Origin of the sequence: Jidongwangia harbinensis, from assembly GCF_020216025.1 — a bacterium.
Lineage (GTDB): Bacteria > Actinomycetota > Actinomycetes > Mycobacteriales > Micromonosporaceae > Actinoplanes > Actinoplanes harbinensis.
This window is the reverse complement of the sequence record NZ_JAIWNC010000054.1, coordinates 47450-60503: the sequence shown is the minus strand read 5'-3', so window position 1 is coordinate 60503 and position 13054 is coordinate 47450. Positions and strand designations below refer to the sequence as shown.

Sequence of the window (13054 nt, the reverse complement as noted above, 5' to 3'; positions counted from 1 at the left end):
CCCTGCCGACGCAGGTCGCAACGAACATGGTGCCCAGATCGAACCGGGCGTGGCCGCCGACGGAATTTCCGAACAGGTCATTGCCGGTACCCACGTCGTCGGCAGACGCGGTCTTGAGTATCGCCTGTCGCTGCCGCAGGGATGGAGGAACGGATGGGCCTCAAGTACCAGCTACCCGCGCTCACCCTCGCCATCGCCCTCATCACGATCGCTGTCGCACTGCTGGACGCCGACAAGATCGGCACAGGACTGGTTTTTGGCGTTGTCACGTTGATCTCTGTCCGCTACTGCGCGCGTCGCTGCGCCGACAAGTACTTGACCGACCTGCATGCGGAGCACGGCGACCGAATGGACTAGCTGACACCTCGGGTTCCAGACGAGCACCACATGCCCCGGCCGTCCGCCGGCGACTGACCGACATTCCTCACCGGCAGCTACGCGCGGACGAGAAACCCAACGAACATAGAAGAAGGTGGTTTGAGATGCCGAACGTGGCGATCAACGGGCTGGGTCGCATCGGCCGCGCGGCGTTGAAGATCCTGCTGGACACCGACGGATTGAACCTCGTCGCGGTAAACGATGTCGTCGACGTCGACAACCTGGCCTACCTACTCAGGTACGACACCGTCTACGGCCGCTACCACCGCCGGGTCAACACCGAGGACGGGGCGCTGTTCGTCGACGGCCGGCGGATCGCGACGTTCACTGAACGTGACCCGGCGAACCTGCCGTGGGCCGACCTCGGCGTCGACCTGGTACTGGAATGCACCGGCGTCTTCAAATCCGAGGACGACCTGAAGAAGCACCTGCAAGCCGGCGCCCCCTTCGTGATCCTGTCCGCACCGACATCGTCGGAGGCGGTGCCCACCGTGGTGCACGGCGTGAACCGTCCCGACGGCGCACCACAGATCATCTCCTGCGCCAGCTGTACCACCAACTGCATCACCCCGGTCATCGAAATCGCCCACCGCCACATCGGTGTCCAACGGGCGGTGATGACGACCATCCACGCCTACACCGCCGGCCAACAGCTCGTTGACGGCCCCGCCAAGAGCTTCCGGCGCGGCCGGGCCGGTGCCGCCAACCTCGTGCCGACCTCGACCGGAGCGGCCCGGGCGACCACCCACGCGGTCCCCGAACTGGTCGACAGGTTCGACGGCATCGCGGTACGCGCACCGATCCCGGTCGGATCAGTTGCGGACATCGTGTTCGTCGCGAACCGGCCGACCACCCCCGAGGAAGTCAACGACGCGTTCCGGCAAGAGGCCACCCAAGAGCGCTACCGCGGCATCCTCGGTGTCTCGCAGGATCCGCTGGTCTCCGCCGACATCGTCGGCGATTCGCGCGCCGCCGTCGTTGACCTGGACCTCACCCGCGTCGTGGACGGCACACTGGTCAAGGTCATGGCCTGGTACGACAACGAATGGGGCTTCACCCACCAGATGATCCGCGAAGCCCGCCAGACACTCGGCATAGCCGCATAATGCTCGCCGACCGGACGAGCGCGCCGTCGTCTTCTCGAACGTCGCCGCATTGACCTGATTCCCTGGGCGCGGGACCGACCGCACGCAGGCCAGGATGCCAGCGGTGTTTCGTGACGCACTCCGTCCTGGAACGGACGCCCGCACCTGCTCTACCAGAGCGTGATCGCGTGGTCGGCGCAGTACTCGCCCATCACGATCGGATTGCCGCGTTGCGCCCACGCGCGTAGTTCGGCCTCGAGAACTCGCTCGGCCGCGACGAGATCGCCGGTGTGCGTGTACCAGCCGTAGTAGCGGTTGAGCAGGCGCACGTCGAACGGGTTGGAGATGACGTCACGCTCGGGTGTGGCCGTCACGAAGTTGGCGAAGGTGACCGGCAGGGTGGGGTCCAGCCGGCGGGTTGCCTCGACGAGCGGCTCGAGGTACTCCCGGGCGGTGGGCGCGACGCTGTCCGGCTCGTTGGCGATGCTCCAGATCACCACGCTGGGTGGTTCTTGTCGCGTGCGGTGAGTTCCCGGATCGCCTGTAGGTGGGTTTCGCGGGTGCGCCCATTGATCGTGGTGTCACTGTAGGTGTCCATCGGCCCGGCCTGGTTGAGAACGCCGGCGCCGGACGGAAAGCGAGGCACGACGTTCCAAGGGCGGTCAGCCCGTGTTGACCGGCAAGGATAGGAAGCCGCGGATGCGAAGGGAGTCACGTCGCTGCGCCGCACCGGCCGGTGCCAGACGCGGGAACCGGTGCAGCACCGCGGGCAGCGCGACCTGTGCCTCGAGCCGGGCCAGCGGTGCGCCCAGGCAGTAGTGGATCCCACCGCCGAACGACAGCGGTGCGTTGTCGGAACGGTCCAGCAGTAGCCGGTCCGGATCGGCGAAACGCTGCGGGTCCCGATTGCCGGCGCCGAGGTAGGCCACCAGCCGCTCACCGGCCGCTACGGGTATGCCGTCGATCTGCGTCGACTGCAGGGTCACCCGGGAGACGATTTGGACCGGGCTGTCGAAGCGCAGCAGCTCCTCCACCGCGGCCGGTGCGGCTTCGGGATGGTCCCGCATGAGCCGCAGGTCGTCGGGGTGCTCGAAGAGCGCCGCAAGCGCGTTGCCGAGAAGGTTCGTCGTGGTTTCGAATCCAGCGAAAAGGAGCAGCGTTGCCATGCCGACCAACTCGTCTTCGGTGAGCTTGTCGCCATCGTCGCCGGTGGCTACCAGAGCACTGATCAAGTCGGTGCCGGGCTTTGTCCGCCGCTCTTCCACCAGCCCGGTCAGGTAATCACGGATCGTGACCGCGGCCGGATCGGCGGTGGCCAACGCCTCAGCGGTGAGCACTTCCGCAACCTGCGTGAGGTCGTGAATGAGGCTTTGAAACTGCGGGCGGTCCGCCAACGGGATGCCGAGCAGCTCGCCGATGACGGTGACCGGCAGCGGGAAGGCGAATGCGTCGATGAAGTCGAGGTCGCCCGACATCCGATCCAACAGGTCGTCGACAATGGCGACGATGGCCGGCCGGAGTTCCTGCACACGCCGGGGAGTGAAGGCGCCACTGACCAATCGGCGCAGCCGGGTGTGATCCGGCGGGTTCATCGTGGTCATGGTGTTCAACAGCAGGCGCAGCGAGGGGTGGTCGCTCCAGTTTGGGAAGCCCAGGTACGCCAGCTGATCCGGTGAGGCATGGCCGATCCGGGGATCGCGCATCACTGCGTGACAATCGGCGTACCGGCTGACGACCAGGGCGCCATCCTCGGCTCGCACGATCGGCGCGGCAGAGCGCAGCTTCCCGTACCAGGCGTATGGATCCTCCCGCCCCACCATGGTGGTCAAGTCGTGCAGCAGGCGGTGGATCTCCGGGCTCTCGAGAATTGATGACACAGTGATCTCTCCATGCTCGGGGGTAAGGGAAGCTACCGCCCGGGGTTTGCCCGATCCGACTGCCGTGGCAATGGCGTCCTTGATGGACACCGAACTCTGCACGTTAGTTGCGTTTCCTGACCGTTGCCGCGCCCTGAGCTCATGCTGGCCGCCGGGCCGTCAGCATCAGCCGCCTTCCGCAACGAACACCGGTCAGCCCCACGCAGTATCGGGTGCAGGCCGGGCTCAACGGTGAACCTACGCGCCTCTCGTCCCGTCACATGCGGTGGCAGCATCGGAGATCGCCTCAGGTGCGCGACCGGAGGAGAGCCCGTGGACTACATGTCAATCTCAGCCGACCGGTTCGGACCGTGGGCCGTCGTGACCGGCGCCACGGCCGGCATAGGCCGCGAGTTCGCCCGGCAGTTGGCGGCGAACGGTCTGAATCTGGTTCTTGTCGCTCGCCGGACCGAACTTCTTACGGTGCTGGGTGGGGAGCTCGAGCGGCAGTACCGGGTGCAGTGCAGGTCCATCGCCTCCGACCTGGCTGATCCCGCAGAGCCACACCGCTTGGCCGAGGCGACGTCTGACCTCGACGTGGGTCTTCTGGTGTCCAACGCCGGAGATCTGACCCCGGGACAGTTCCTGGATCGCGATCTTTCCTACGTAGGGAGTCGATGCATCTCAACGCCTACAGCCACTTGGTGCTCGCCCACCGCTTCGGAGTGAGGCTGGCGGAACGCGGCCGCGGCGGAGTGATCTTGGTCGGCTCGCCCGGCGCCGAGCACGGTATCCCCTGGCTCGCGGCGCATGCGGCGGCCAAGGCGTACGTCAACACCCTGGGCCGCGGTCTCCATGCCGAATTCACCGCGCGGGGCCTGTCCCTGCTCCTTCTGGCGCCGGGCGCGACGGCTACCGAACTCGCCGCCAGGAGAGGATTGCCGACGACCGGGGCGATGCCGGTGTCCGACTGCGTCTCGCGAGCGTTGCGCGGTCTCGAATCTGGACGCGCCGTCGTGATTCCCGGGCTTGCCGCACGCGTGCTCGCTCGGATGCCGGTCCGGTTGACCCAACGGATGTTGGGACGCGTCATGGCGAGCGCTGCGCAACGCGGAGATGCTGAAGCGCGGCGGTCAGCGAGCTGAGGCAATCCAGCGGTGGTGGCCAGACAGCCTTCTTCGCCTCATCTCGGTGCGCTGTGTGGGGGCCAGTTCAGCCGCACGCTGCGGGTGGTCGGGGCGTTCCCGCCCGCCCGCCCGCGCCCGTCCGACCGGCAAGATCAGTTGGGAGGGTGTGAAACCGATCAGGGGTATCGGGAGTTACCCCAGCGTGACAGTGCTCGCCAAACCGATGCTCGTCGATGACGTGTTCGTCAACGTCGGCTCGGCGGACTTCTTCAGCCGATCCATGGCCGGTGTCGACACGGAGTTGACCGTCGCCGTGGTGACCGACGGCGTCGCGGTGCGTGACCTGCGCGTCCAGCTCTGGGCCGGGGCACCTGCGCAATCCGATCAGCGACCCGGCGCTGCGAGCCTCCATGGAGAACCTCGACCTCGCGCTCGGCGCCTTCCGCCCCGAGTGGCTGCCCCCTGACGCGCCTGGCGCCGACCCAGAATTCCAGCCGGGGTTGCCTCCAGGAAACCGTGCTGGTAGTGGCAGGGCCGCCCTGGCGGCCGGCTTCCGAGCGAACCGGCTGCAATTTCCTGGTGTCAGGCGACTCTCAGTGGGGCCGGGCCGTCGCTGCCGGCCTCGTAGTCCTGCAGCGGCACGGCGTTGTCGCGCCAGGCCCGTAACACCGGTTCGATGATCTGCCAGGTTTGCACGGCTTGGTCGCCGCGCACCGACAGCGTCGGGTCGCCGGCTAGCACCCCGGCGAGTACCTGTCCGTAAGGCGGTAGGTCCCCGGGGTCGAGATCTACTCCCATGCCGACCCGATCGACCACGCGTGGGTCGCCGACGCCGTTGATGTTGAAGTCAACCCGCAACACCTCGGGGTCGAGCCCGATGTGTATCCGGTCGGGCCGCTCGTAGCCGAGTAGGCCCTCAGGGACCCACCTGGGTTCCTTGAACGTCACGATCACCCGCTTATTGAGGTTCCGGATGGCCTTTCCCGTGCGCAGGCGGAACGGTACGCCGGCCCAGCGCCAGGTGTTCACCTCCATCACCACTTCGGCGAAGGTCTCGGTGCCCCGGGCCGGGTCGACGCCTTCCTCGTCGACGTACGAGGACACCACCCGGTCACCAACCGTCCCGGCGGTGTAGCGGGCCCGTCGACTGCTGCCGACCGGATCGTTTCCCCACACCCTTGTCGCCCGAAGCACCGCCGCCGCACTGTCGCGTACATCGCGGGCGGTGAGGCTGGCCGGTGGCTCCATCGCCAGGAGGGACAACACGTGCAGGGCGTGGCTCTGCAGCATGTCGACCAGGGCGCCGGCCTGGTCGTAGTAGCCGGCCCGGCCCTCGAGGGCAAGGCTCTCGTCGAGCAGGATGTCAACGCTGGCTACGTGGGTGGAATCCAGGACCGATTCGAGCATCCGGTTGGTGAAGCGCAGCCCGAAGATATTCAGTACGGTGGACAGGCCGAGGTAGTGGTCGACACGGTAGATCTGGTCCTCCGGCACCAGCCGCGTCAGGATCTGGTTGAGCCTCTCGGCGCTTGCCGGATCGCTGCCGAACGGTTTCTCGATCACCAGCCGCGTGGCCGCGGGCAGGGGGCTGCGGGTCAGCGCCTGGCAGGCCTGTTCCGCGACCGCGGGGGGCAACGCGAAGTACAGGATCAGCGGACCCGACCCGCACTTCTGGAGTAGGTGGTCAAGATCCTCCGTAGCCGTGACGTCGGCCTTCACGTAGCTTGCGGTCCTGACGATCGTGTCGGCCGCCGGCGTGTGCTCCGCCTCGCCGGCGAACGCGCGCCGAACTCGGCTTCGCCACTGGTCGTCGTCCCAGTCGACACGGTCGCTGCCGAACAACTGCAGCTTCATGCTCCGGCGGCTCACCAGTCCGGCCAGCCCGGGCAGCAGCAGGCGGGTCGTGAGGTCACCGGCAGCGCCGAGCACCACCAGCGTGGGCGGGGTACCCGTACCGGCGTCAGCGCTGTCGGCAGCGGTCGACGGTTCTGGACGTGTGATCACCCGCCTACTGTGGCAGCTATCCCGGCCAGTGCGTCAAGGGAATGCGGGAGGAAGACGATCGCCGGGGTACTCAGACAGCTGTCACGGCGGCAATCATGCGAAGGCAGGAGGCTCGGGATGGACGTGGAGCAGGTGACTGGTCCCGTGGTGTATCACGGCGAGGGTCCGGTGTGGTATCCCGGCTGGGGTGGTCTGCGGTTCGTGGACATGTTGGCCGGGGATGTGATCACCCTGGGCGCGGATGGCTCCGTCGAACGTCGCCGCGTCGGTGCGGTTGCCGCGTCCATCCGGCCACGCCGAGGCGGTGGAGCGGTGATCGGTGTGGCCCGCGGCTTCGCGATGGAGGATCCCGACGGCACGGTGACGGCGTTGCCGGAGTTGTGGACTGACCCCGGCCTGCGGATGAACGAGGGCGGCTGCGACCCGGACGGCCGCTTCTACTGCGGGTCGATGGCCTACGACCAGTCGGCCGGCGCGGCCTCCCTCTACCGGCTCGACCCGGACGGTTCGGTGAAGGTGGTGCTGGACCACGTCACGGTGTCCAACGGGCTGGAGTGGAGTCCCGACGGGTCACGGGCCTACTACAACGACACCGCCACCCTCAGCGTCTCGGTGTTCGACTATGACAGTGCGGAAGGACTGAGCAACCGGCGCACATTCGCCGAGTTGCCCGACGGCGGCCGCCCGGACGGGTTGACCGTCGACGCCGAGGGCGGCGTGTGGACTGCGGTGTCCAACGGTGGCGCCGTCTACCGTTACAGCCCCGACGGCGGGCTGGAGGAACGGCTGTCGGTGCCGGCGAGTAAAGTGACGGCCTGCACCTTCGGCGGTGAGCACCTCGACCAGCTGTTCATCACCACCTCGCAGGAGAACGTCGACACCCGCGATGACCCGCTCGCAGGCTCCCTCTTCAAGGCCGACGTCGGGGTCGCCGGCATTCCGGTCCGGCTCTTCGCCGGCTGACGGCACCGTACGGGGAAGATCTGCGGCGTACGCTTGCGCTCCGCTTGCCGTCGGTTCGGCGAGGCGCAGGATGAGGATGGATCTGATGCCGCCCCGGTAGGAGGTCGAGTTTTTCCGTCGATGTCCGCGTCACGCCGTTGGAGGGGCACCACCTTGTCCGAGAGCACAGCCGCCTGGCGCGATACGTCCCTGACACCCCGCGAGCGGGCCGAAAAGCTCGTGGAGGCGATGACGCTGGGGCAGAAGATCGCCCAGTTGCACGGCGCCATGGAGACCATCGACATCTATGCGCTCAGCGCACAGCTCGCCGAGTCGGGGGCGGACATGGACCAGCTCGCCGCCCAGATCCGCGTCGAGCGGCACGTGCCGGCGATCGATGAACTCGGCATCCCCCGGTTCCGGGTCACCAACGGCCCGGTCGGTGTCGGCATGGGCGACGGCACCCCCAGCCCGCCGGCCACGTCGTTACCGATGACGATCGGCCTCGCCGCCGGGTTCGACCTCGATCTGGCGCACGCCTACGGCGACATCATCGGCTCGGAGACCGCCACCCTGGGCCAGCACGTGCTCGAGGGCCCGGGAGTGTGCCTGCACCGCACCACCATCGCCGGGCGCAACTTCGAGTACTTCTCCGAGGACCCGTACCTGTCCGGAGTGATGGCGGTTGCGGTGGCCAAGGCCATCCAAGCGCACAACGTGATCGCCATGGGCAAGCACTACGTGGTCAACGACCAGGAGTACGAACGATTCCGGGTCAGTGTCGAGGTGGACGAGCACGTCCTGCGCGAGCTCTATCTGCTGCCGTTCGAGATGCTGGTCAAGGACGCGAAGATCGCCGCCTTCATGAGCGCCTACAACCGGATTCGCGGCGTGTACGCCACCGAGTACCGGCACACCTTGACCGACATCCTGCGTACTGAATGGGGGTTTGAGGGCTACATCCAGTCCGACTTCTGGTCGTGCCGCTCCGCTGCTCCGTCGCTGAACGCCGGGATGGACCACGAAATGCCGGACGCCAAGTGGCTCAACGAGGCGAACGTCCGAGCAGCTCTGCAGGACGCCAGCCTCGAGATCAAGACGGTCAACCGTGCCCTGGTGCGCCGCTACACGCAAATGTTCCGATTCGGACAGTTCGACCGGCCCTACGATCCCGGCGAGATCGACGCGCCGGCCCACGGCGCTGTCGCCCGGGCCATCGGCTCGCAGATCGCCGTCCTGCTCAAGAACGACGACGGGCTGCTGCCGCTGAACCATGACACCGGCTCCGTCGCCATCATCGGCCAGTCCGCGTTCGTCGACGAAGCCTGCCTCGGGGGAGGCGGATCGTCCAAGGTGACCCCGCTGTACACCGTGCGACCGCTGGACGGCATGCAGGACGTGCTGCGTGACCTCGACTCCGCCGCGTCGGTGACGAAGGTGACCGTCGAGGACGATCTGTCCAACCTGGACGCGGCCAGGAAGGCAGCCACGCAGGCCGACGTGGTGGTGCTGATGGCCGGGCTGGTGGCGACGGAGGGCGCCGATCAGCCGGACGCCAACATGCTCAACGACCAGAACCGGATGCTGGATGAGCTGCTGAGCGTCAACCCGGCCACCGTCGTGGTGCTCAAGGACAGCAACCCGGTGCTGATGCCGTGGATCGACAAGGCCCGCGCGGTGCTGGAGGTGTGGAATCAGGGCGCTGAGGACGGGCACGTCGTCGCGGACTTGCTGTTCGGGGTGGTGAACCCGTCGGGCAAAGTACCTACGTCCTATCCCCGTTCGGAGGACGACACGCTGTACGCGGGCCGGCCGGAACGGTATCCGGGTACGGATGAGGGCGACGGATACCCGGTGATGCGCTATTCCGAGGGTCTGGAGATCGGCTATCGCTGGTTCCAGGCGCAAGGGATCGAGCCGCTGTTCGGATTCGGATTCGGATTCGGTCTGTCCTACACCACGTTCGGCATCACCGATGTGTCGGTGGACGCCCCGGACGGTGCCCGTGCACCGGTGACCGTGACGGCGAGGGTGGCCAATACCGGTCCGGTTGCCGGCGGCGAGGTGCTGCAGGTGTACCTGGGCGTGCCGGTGCCGGGACAGCCTCCGAAGCGATTGGTCGGGTTCCGAAAGACGTTCCTGGAGCCGGGGAGTCGCAGCTGGTGACGATCACCATCGACGCAGCGGCGACCCACCATCCGTTCAGCGCGTGGGACTACAGCACACGAGCCTTCGTCACCAAGCCCGGCGAGTACACCGTCCACGTGGGCACCTCCGCCGACAGCACTCCGCACACCGCGACGATCACCGTCTGGTAGGTCTTCCGGGCGATTCATACCGGGCCGGACCAACTCGCCGCCAACGCGCCTGCGGCTCCCGAGTCGCATGCGGCGGCTCGGATGCCAGCAGGGTGCCACGGTCTCGTTACCTGCTCCACCCGCATTCCGGTCTCCAGCCGGTCAGCGGTCCCCGCGTGGGACGAGGACCCACAGCACGATGTACACGAGCTCCCCTACGCCGAACAGGCCGAACAGCACGAAGGCGAATCGGACCAGTGCGCGGGACAGGCCGAAGCGGTCAGCGATGGCCGCACACACACCCACGATCACCGTCCCCTGACGGGGTCGTACTAGTTTCTTCTGCATCCCTTTCCCATACCCCTTTCGTCACGCCGACACACTGGTGGCGCCGGTCGGTGGGTCACCGGCCGGCGTCGAGTCTCGGCATCGGCGTCGCGAGAGGCGCCGGTTGGCACCGGATCAACCGTCGAGGACACCGATCGCGGGCGGTCAGCTCTTGCCGGCAGCCCTGGCGGGCCGCGGCGCTGTCGGGAAGTAGCGGTCGGCGCGGTGAGCCGAGACGGCGGCTGCGTCAGCCGGTTCCGCCGTGCCGATCCGAAGTGGACCCCGCCGGGCCGAGCGTGTCATCAGCGGGCAGAGGTGTGCTGGCGCGGCGCTGCGCTGTCTCGGCCACCATGTCGCGGAAGGCGCGCTCGGTGAGCGGGTAGGCGAGCATGACGAGGACTGCGCCGATGGCGAGAGCGGCCGGGACCACGCCGGCGGCGATCCGAATCGAGGTGACGGCCGCCTCGGTCTGGGTGGCGCCGCCGGAGATGTAGCCGCCGATGCCGATGGTGTAGGCGCCGAGAGCGCCGCCGATGCCCTGGCCGGTCTTGCGGGTGAAGGACAGCACGGCGTAGCTGCTGCCCTCGGCGTGTACGCCGCTGCGCCACTCGCCGTAGTCGACGGTGTCGGCCTGGAAGGCGAAGATCAGCGTGTTGGTGATGCCTAGCCCGATGCCCAGTACGGCGAAGGCGGCGATGCCGAGCCAGGCCTGCGATCCGGGTGCGAAGGCGAGCCCGACGCCGCCGGCGGCGGCGATGACGCCACCGGTCAGGAAGCCGCTCTTCTTGCCCACCGCGTCGATGAGCTTCGGTAAGGCGAGCGCGGACACGATCATGCCGACGTTCTGCGCGACGGTCAGTGCGATGTACAGGCTCGCGTCGTTCAGGACGTCGCGGGCGTAGTACACGCCCACGGTCTGCAGCGAGAACATGCCGGCCAGGCACAGCGCGGTGGAGGCGCACAAGACCACCAGCGGGCGATTGTGGCGCATCATGGTGAGCGTCTGGCCCAGGCTCACCTTCCCGGCGGGGCGCTGCACCACCTCTCTCGAGGTGAAGAAGGTCCACAGATAGAGGGCGAACCCGGCGACGCCGAACGCCATGGTGATGGCGGTCAAGGACGTCTGCAGGTTCTCCGCATTCTGGATTTGCGGGGAGACGATGACGGCGATGAGCAGGATGGTGAGGCTGGAGGCGAACATGCGGGCGGTGGAGAGCTTGGAGCGTTCGTCGGGCAGCTGCGTCATCGTGGCCGACAGGGAACCGTACGGGATGTTGACGAAGCTGTAGGCGAGGCTGAACAGGGCGTACGACATGTACGCCCACACCACTTTGGTGTCCTGATTCAGGTCGTTCGGGATGCTGAACAGGGCGACGTTGAGCAGCAGCAGCGGGATCGAGCCGAACAGGATGTACGGGCGGAACCGTCCCCACCGCGATGATGTGGCGTCGGTTACCCGGCCGGCCACCAGATCGGTGACTCCGCCGAAGACCCGGACGACAAGGAACAGGGTGCCGGCGGTCGCCGCCGCGATGCCCGCCACGTCGGTGTAGTAGATGAGCAGGAACGCCGAGGCGAGCGAGAACGTCAGGTTGTTCGCGACATCACCGGCGGCGTACCCCAGGTACTGGCCGAGGCGCAACCGCGCCGGTTCCGACCTCTGGGTCTCACCCGCCGTCCGAGGCGGGGCCGCGCCGGCGGTCATGCTCCGGCCTCGTGCACGAGTTGCTGGCACTGGTGCCGCACCACGTCGGATATTTCGTCGTCTCCGCCGAGCGTCGGATCCAGCTCAGACAGCACCCGGCGGACCGCGTCCGGGAGTGGGCCGGCGGCCGCAGACACCATGGTCTGCGCGTGGACGTCCGCAACGGGGGCTCCGTGACCACGCAGGCAGCAGATCCAGGCGGCCAGCACCAGCGTGGCGCCCGCGGGTGTCCGTTGCTGGGCGCGTTCCGCGTGCAGCACCGGCAGGATGCGGATCGGCAGTTTCTGGGAGCCGTCCGTGCCGATCTGGGCGAGCTGGTGGTGCATCCGCGGGTTCGCGAACCGCTCGAGCAGCGCTTCCTGGTACGCGGCGAGTTCGTCTTCCGGTTGGTTCAGGTGCCGGGACGCCGTCGACCACCATTGCTGCAGCCACTGCTGGCAGGTGTCGTCGGCTACGGCCTGTGCCACGCTGACGTGTCCGCGGATGGAGCCGGCGTAGGCGAGCAGGGAGTGGCCGCCGTTGAGCAGCCACAGCTTGCGGTGCTCGAACGGGGTCACGTCGTCGGTGAAGGTCGCGCCGGCGTCCTGCCAGGCCGGCCGCCCGGCGGGGAAGTCGCCGCTGAGTACCCACTCCTGGAACAGCTCGGTGGCAACCGGGCACCGGTCGTCGAGTCCGGTTGCGTCGCGGACGTGCCGGGCTTCGTCCGCAGCGGGCCGCGGCGTGATCCTGTCCACGGCGGTCGTCACCACCGTCAGCGAGGTGTCCAGCCAGCCGAGCAGGCTCGGGTCGAGCAGCTCGGCGATGTCGTGCACGACCCCGTTCGGCGATCGCGCCGTTGCCGGGTACGTTGTCGCACGGCACGAGTGCAATAGGGCCGGCATCGGCCGAGCGGCGGGCCATGAGCCCGGCCACCAGACGGACGGGTGCGGTCCGCACGACCGCGGTGGGATCGCCGCGCAGTGCGGCGAGGTCGGCCTGCACGTCGCGGTGGGCGGCGTCCAGGCCACCGTTCGGGCCGCGCACGTACCCGGCTTCGGTGACCGTGATCGTCACGACGCTCAGCTGCGGTGAGCTGAAGTACCCGAGCCAGGCCTCGTGGTCGGCTCCGGCGTGGGCCTTGGACAGGCTGCTGATCACCTCGAACGTGTCGCCGGCGCCGGCTCGGGTGACCAACGTGTACAGCCCGTCCTGGGCGGCCAGTTGCGCCGGCAGGTCAGCGCTGCGCCCGGAGAACGCGGCGTAGCCCCAGTCCGCGGCGTCGGGGGCGTGGTCGGTGTACCAGCACTGGTGGGCTCGGAAAAAGTTGCCGAGGCCGAGGTGCACGAGCCGTACA

General features: G+C 67.8%; 12 protein-coding genes and 2 pseudogenes. 7 read left to right on the top strand and 7 right to left on the bottom strand.

Going from position 1 to position 13054, the window contains the following annotated elements; translation table 11 throughout:
- The first annotated feature begins 153 nt into the window (after positions 1 to 153).
- Together LDL48_RS39535 and gap are read left to right on the top strand one after the other, a co-directional pair.
- A complete protein-coding gene (locus tag LDL48_RS39535; RefSeq protein WP_225260308.1) occupies positions 154 to 357 on the top strand; it encodes a hypothetical protein in 204 nt (67 codons plus the stop codon).
- Positions 358 to 482: 125 nt separating this feature from the next.
- Complete coding sequence (gap, locus tag LDL48_RS39530) at positions 483 to 1484, top strand: type I glyceraldehyde-3-phosphate dehydrogenase (RefSeq protein ID WP_225260307.1); 1002 nt, start codon at positions 483 to 485, stop codon at positions 1482 to 1484.
- A gap of 149 nt (positions 1485 to 1633) precedes the next feature.
- Here gap and LDL48_RS39525 read toward each other — a convergent pair whose 3' ends face one another.
- Together LDL48_RS39525 and LDL48_RS39520 are read right to left on the bottom strand one after the other, a co-directional pair.
- Entirely contained in the window at positions 1634 to 1963 is a 330-nt protein-coding gene (locus tag LDL48_RS39525) for a glycoside hydrolase family 2 TIM barrel-domain containing protein (RefSeq protein WP_308016549.1), read from the bottom strand.
- A gap of 162 nt (positions 1964 to 2125) precedes the next feature.
- Positions 2126 to 3430: a cytochrome P450 gene (locus tag LDL48_RS39520; RefSeq protein WP_225260306.1), complete on the bottom strand. Its 1305-nt coding sequence runs from the start codon at positions 3428 to 3430 to the stop codon at positions 2126 to 2128.
- 231 nt (positions 3431 to 3661) lie between these two features.
- On the opposite strand from LDL48_RS39520, the gene LDL48_RS44055 reads away from it, so the two are divergent.
- The 3 genes from LDL48_RS44055 to LDL48_RS39510 all read left to right on the top strand — a co-directional run bounded on the left by LDL48_RS44055 (position 3662) and on the right by LDL48_RS39510 (position 4912).
- A complete protein-coding gene (locus LDL48_RS44055) occupies positions 3662 to 4048 on the top strand; it encodes an SDR family NAD(P)-dependent oxidoreductase (protein WP_255630248.1) in 387 nt (128 codons plus the stop codon).
- On the top strand, positions 3997 to 4464 hold the full coding sequence (locus LDL48_RS44050; protein ID WP_255630216.1) for an SDR family NAD(P)-dependent oxidoreductase: 468 nt from the start codon (positions 3997 to 3999) through the stop codon (positions 4462 to 4464). The genes LDL48_RS44055 and LDL48_RS44050 overlap by 52 nt, the downstream gene beginning before the upstream one ends.
- 184 nt (positions 4465 to 4648) lie before the next feature.
- Entirely contained in the window at positions 4649 to 4912 is a 264-nt protein-coding gene (locus tag LDL48_RS39510) for a phospholipase D-like domain-containing protein (RefSeq protein WP_225260305.1), read from the top strand.
- Between the two features lie 116 nt (positions 4913 to 5028).
- On the opposite strand, the gene LDL48_RS39505 is transcribed toward LDL48_RS39510, so the two are convergent.
- Positions 5029 to 6447: a glucose-6-phosphate dehydrogenase gene (locus LDL48_RS39505; RefSeq protein ID WP_225260325.1), complete on the bottom strand. Its 1419-nt coding sequence runs from the start codon at positions 6445 to 6447 to the stop codon at positions 5029 to 5031.
- 12 nt (positions 6448 to 6459) lie between these two features.
- Between LDL48_RS39505 and LDL48_RS39500 the strand changes: the two genes are divergently transcribed.
- Both LDL48_RS39500 and LDL48_RS39495 read left to right on the top strand, forming a co-directional pair.
- Positions 6460 to 7413 carry an SMP-30/gluconolactonase/LRE family protein gene (locus tag LDL48_RS39500; RefSeq protein ID WP_225260304.1) on the top strand — a complete coding sequence of 318 codons (954 nt, stop codon included), beginning with the start codon at positions 6460 to 6462 and terminating at the stop codon, positions 7411 to 7413.
- Positions 7414 to 7533: 120 nt separating this feature from the next.
- Positions 7534 to 9710: pseudogene (locus LDL48_RS39495) on the top strand (beta-glucosidase family protein).
- Positions 9711 to 9851: 141 nt separating this feature from the next.
- On the opposite strand, the gene LDL48_RS39490 reads toward LDL48_RS39495, so the two are convergent.
- The 4 genes and pseudogenes from LDL48_RS39490 to LDL48_RS45295 all read right to left on the bottom strand — a co-directional run.
- Complete coding sequence (locus LDL48_RS39490; protein WP_225260303.1) at positions 9852 to 10037, bottom strand: PspC domain-containing protein; 186 nt, start codon at positions 10035 to 10037, stop codon at positions 9852 to 9854.
- 226 nt (positions 10038 to 10263) lie between these two features.
- On the bottom strand, positions 10264 to 11721 hold the full coding sequence (locus LDL48_RS39485; protein WP_225260302.1) for a glycoside-pentoside-hexuronide (GPH):cation symporter: 1458 nt from the start codon (positions 11719 to 11721) through the stop codon (positions 10264 to 10266).
- Positions 11718 to 12533 (bottom strand): mannitol dehydrogenase family protein, encoded by an 816-nt coding sequence (locus LDL48_RS39480; protein WP_225260301.1) that lies wholly within the window; start codon positions 12531 to 12533, stop codon positions 11718 to 11720. Before LDL48_RS39480 ends, LDL48_RS39485 begins: the two co-directional genes overlap by 4 nt.
- Positions 12534 to 12603: 70 nt before the next feature.
- A pseudogene (locus LDL48_RS45295) lies at positions 12604 to 13044 on the bottom strand (mannitol dehydrogenase family protein); the annotation flags it as partial.
- Between the last annotated feature and the right edge of the window lie 10 nt (positions 13045 to 13054).

Bases quoted from the DNA above. Each gene is read 5' to 3' on its own strand.
- LDL48_RS39490 (WP_225260303.1), bottom strand. From the start codon at position 10,037: ATGCAGAAGAAACTAGTACGACCCCGTCAGGGGACGGTGATCGTGGGT.
- LDL48_RS39535 (WP_225260308.1), top strand. From the start codon at position 154: ATGGGCCTCAAGTACCAGCTACCCGCGCTCACCCTCGCCATCGCCCTC.
- LDL48_RS39485 (WP_225260302.1), bottom strand. From the start codon at position 11,721: ATGACCGCCGGCGCGGCCCCGCCTCGGACGGCGGGTGAGACCCAGAGG.
- LDL48_RS44055 (WP_255630248.1), top strand. From the start codon at position 3,662: ATGTCAATCTCAGCCGACCGGTTCGGACCGTGGGCCGTCGTGACCGGC.
- gap (WP_225260307.1), top strand. From the start codon at position 483: ATGCCGAACGTGGCGATCAACGGGCTGGGTCGCATCGGCCGCGCGGCG.
- LDL48_RS44050 (WP_255630216.1), top strand. From the start codon at position 3,997: ATGCATCTCAACGCCTACAGCCACTTGGTGCTCGCCCACCGCTTCGGA.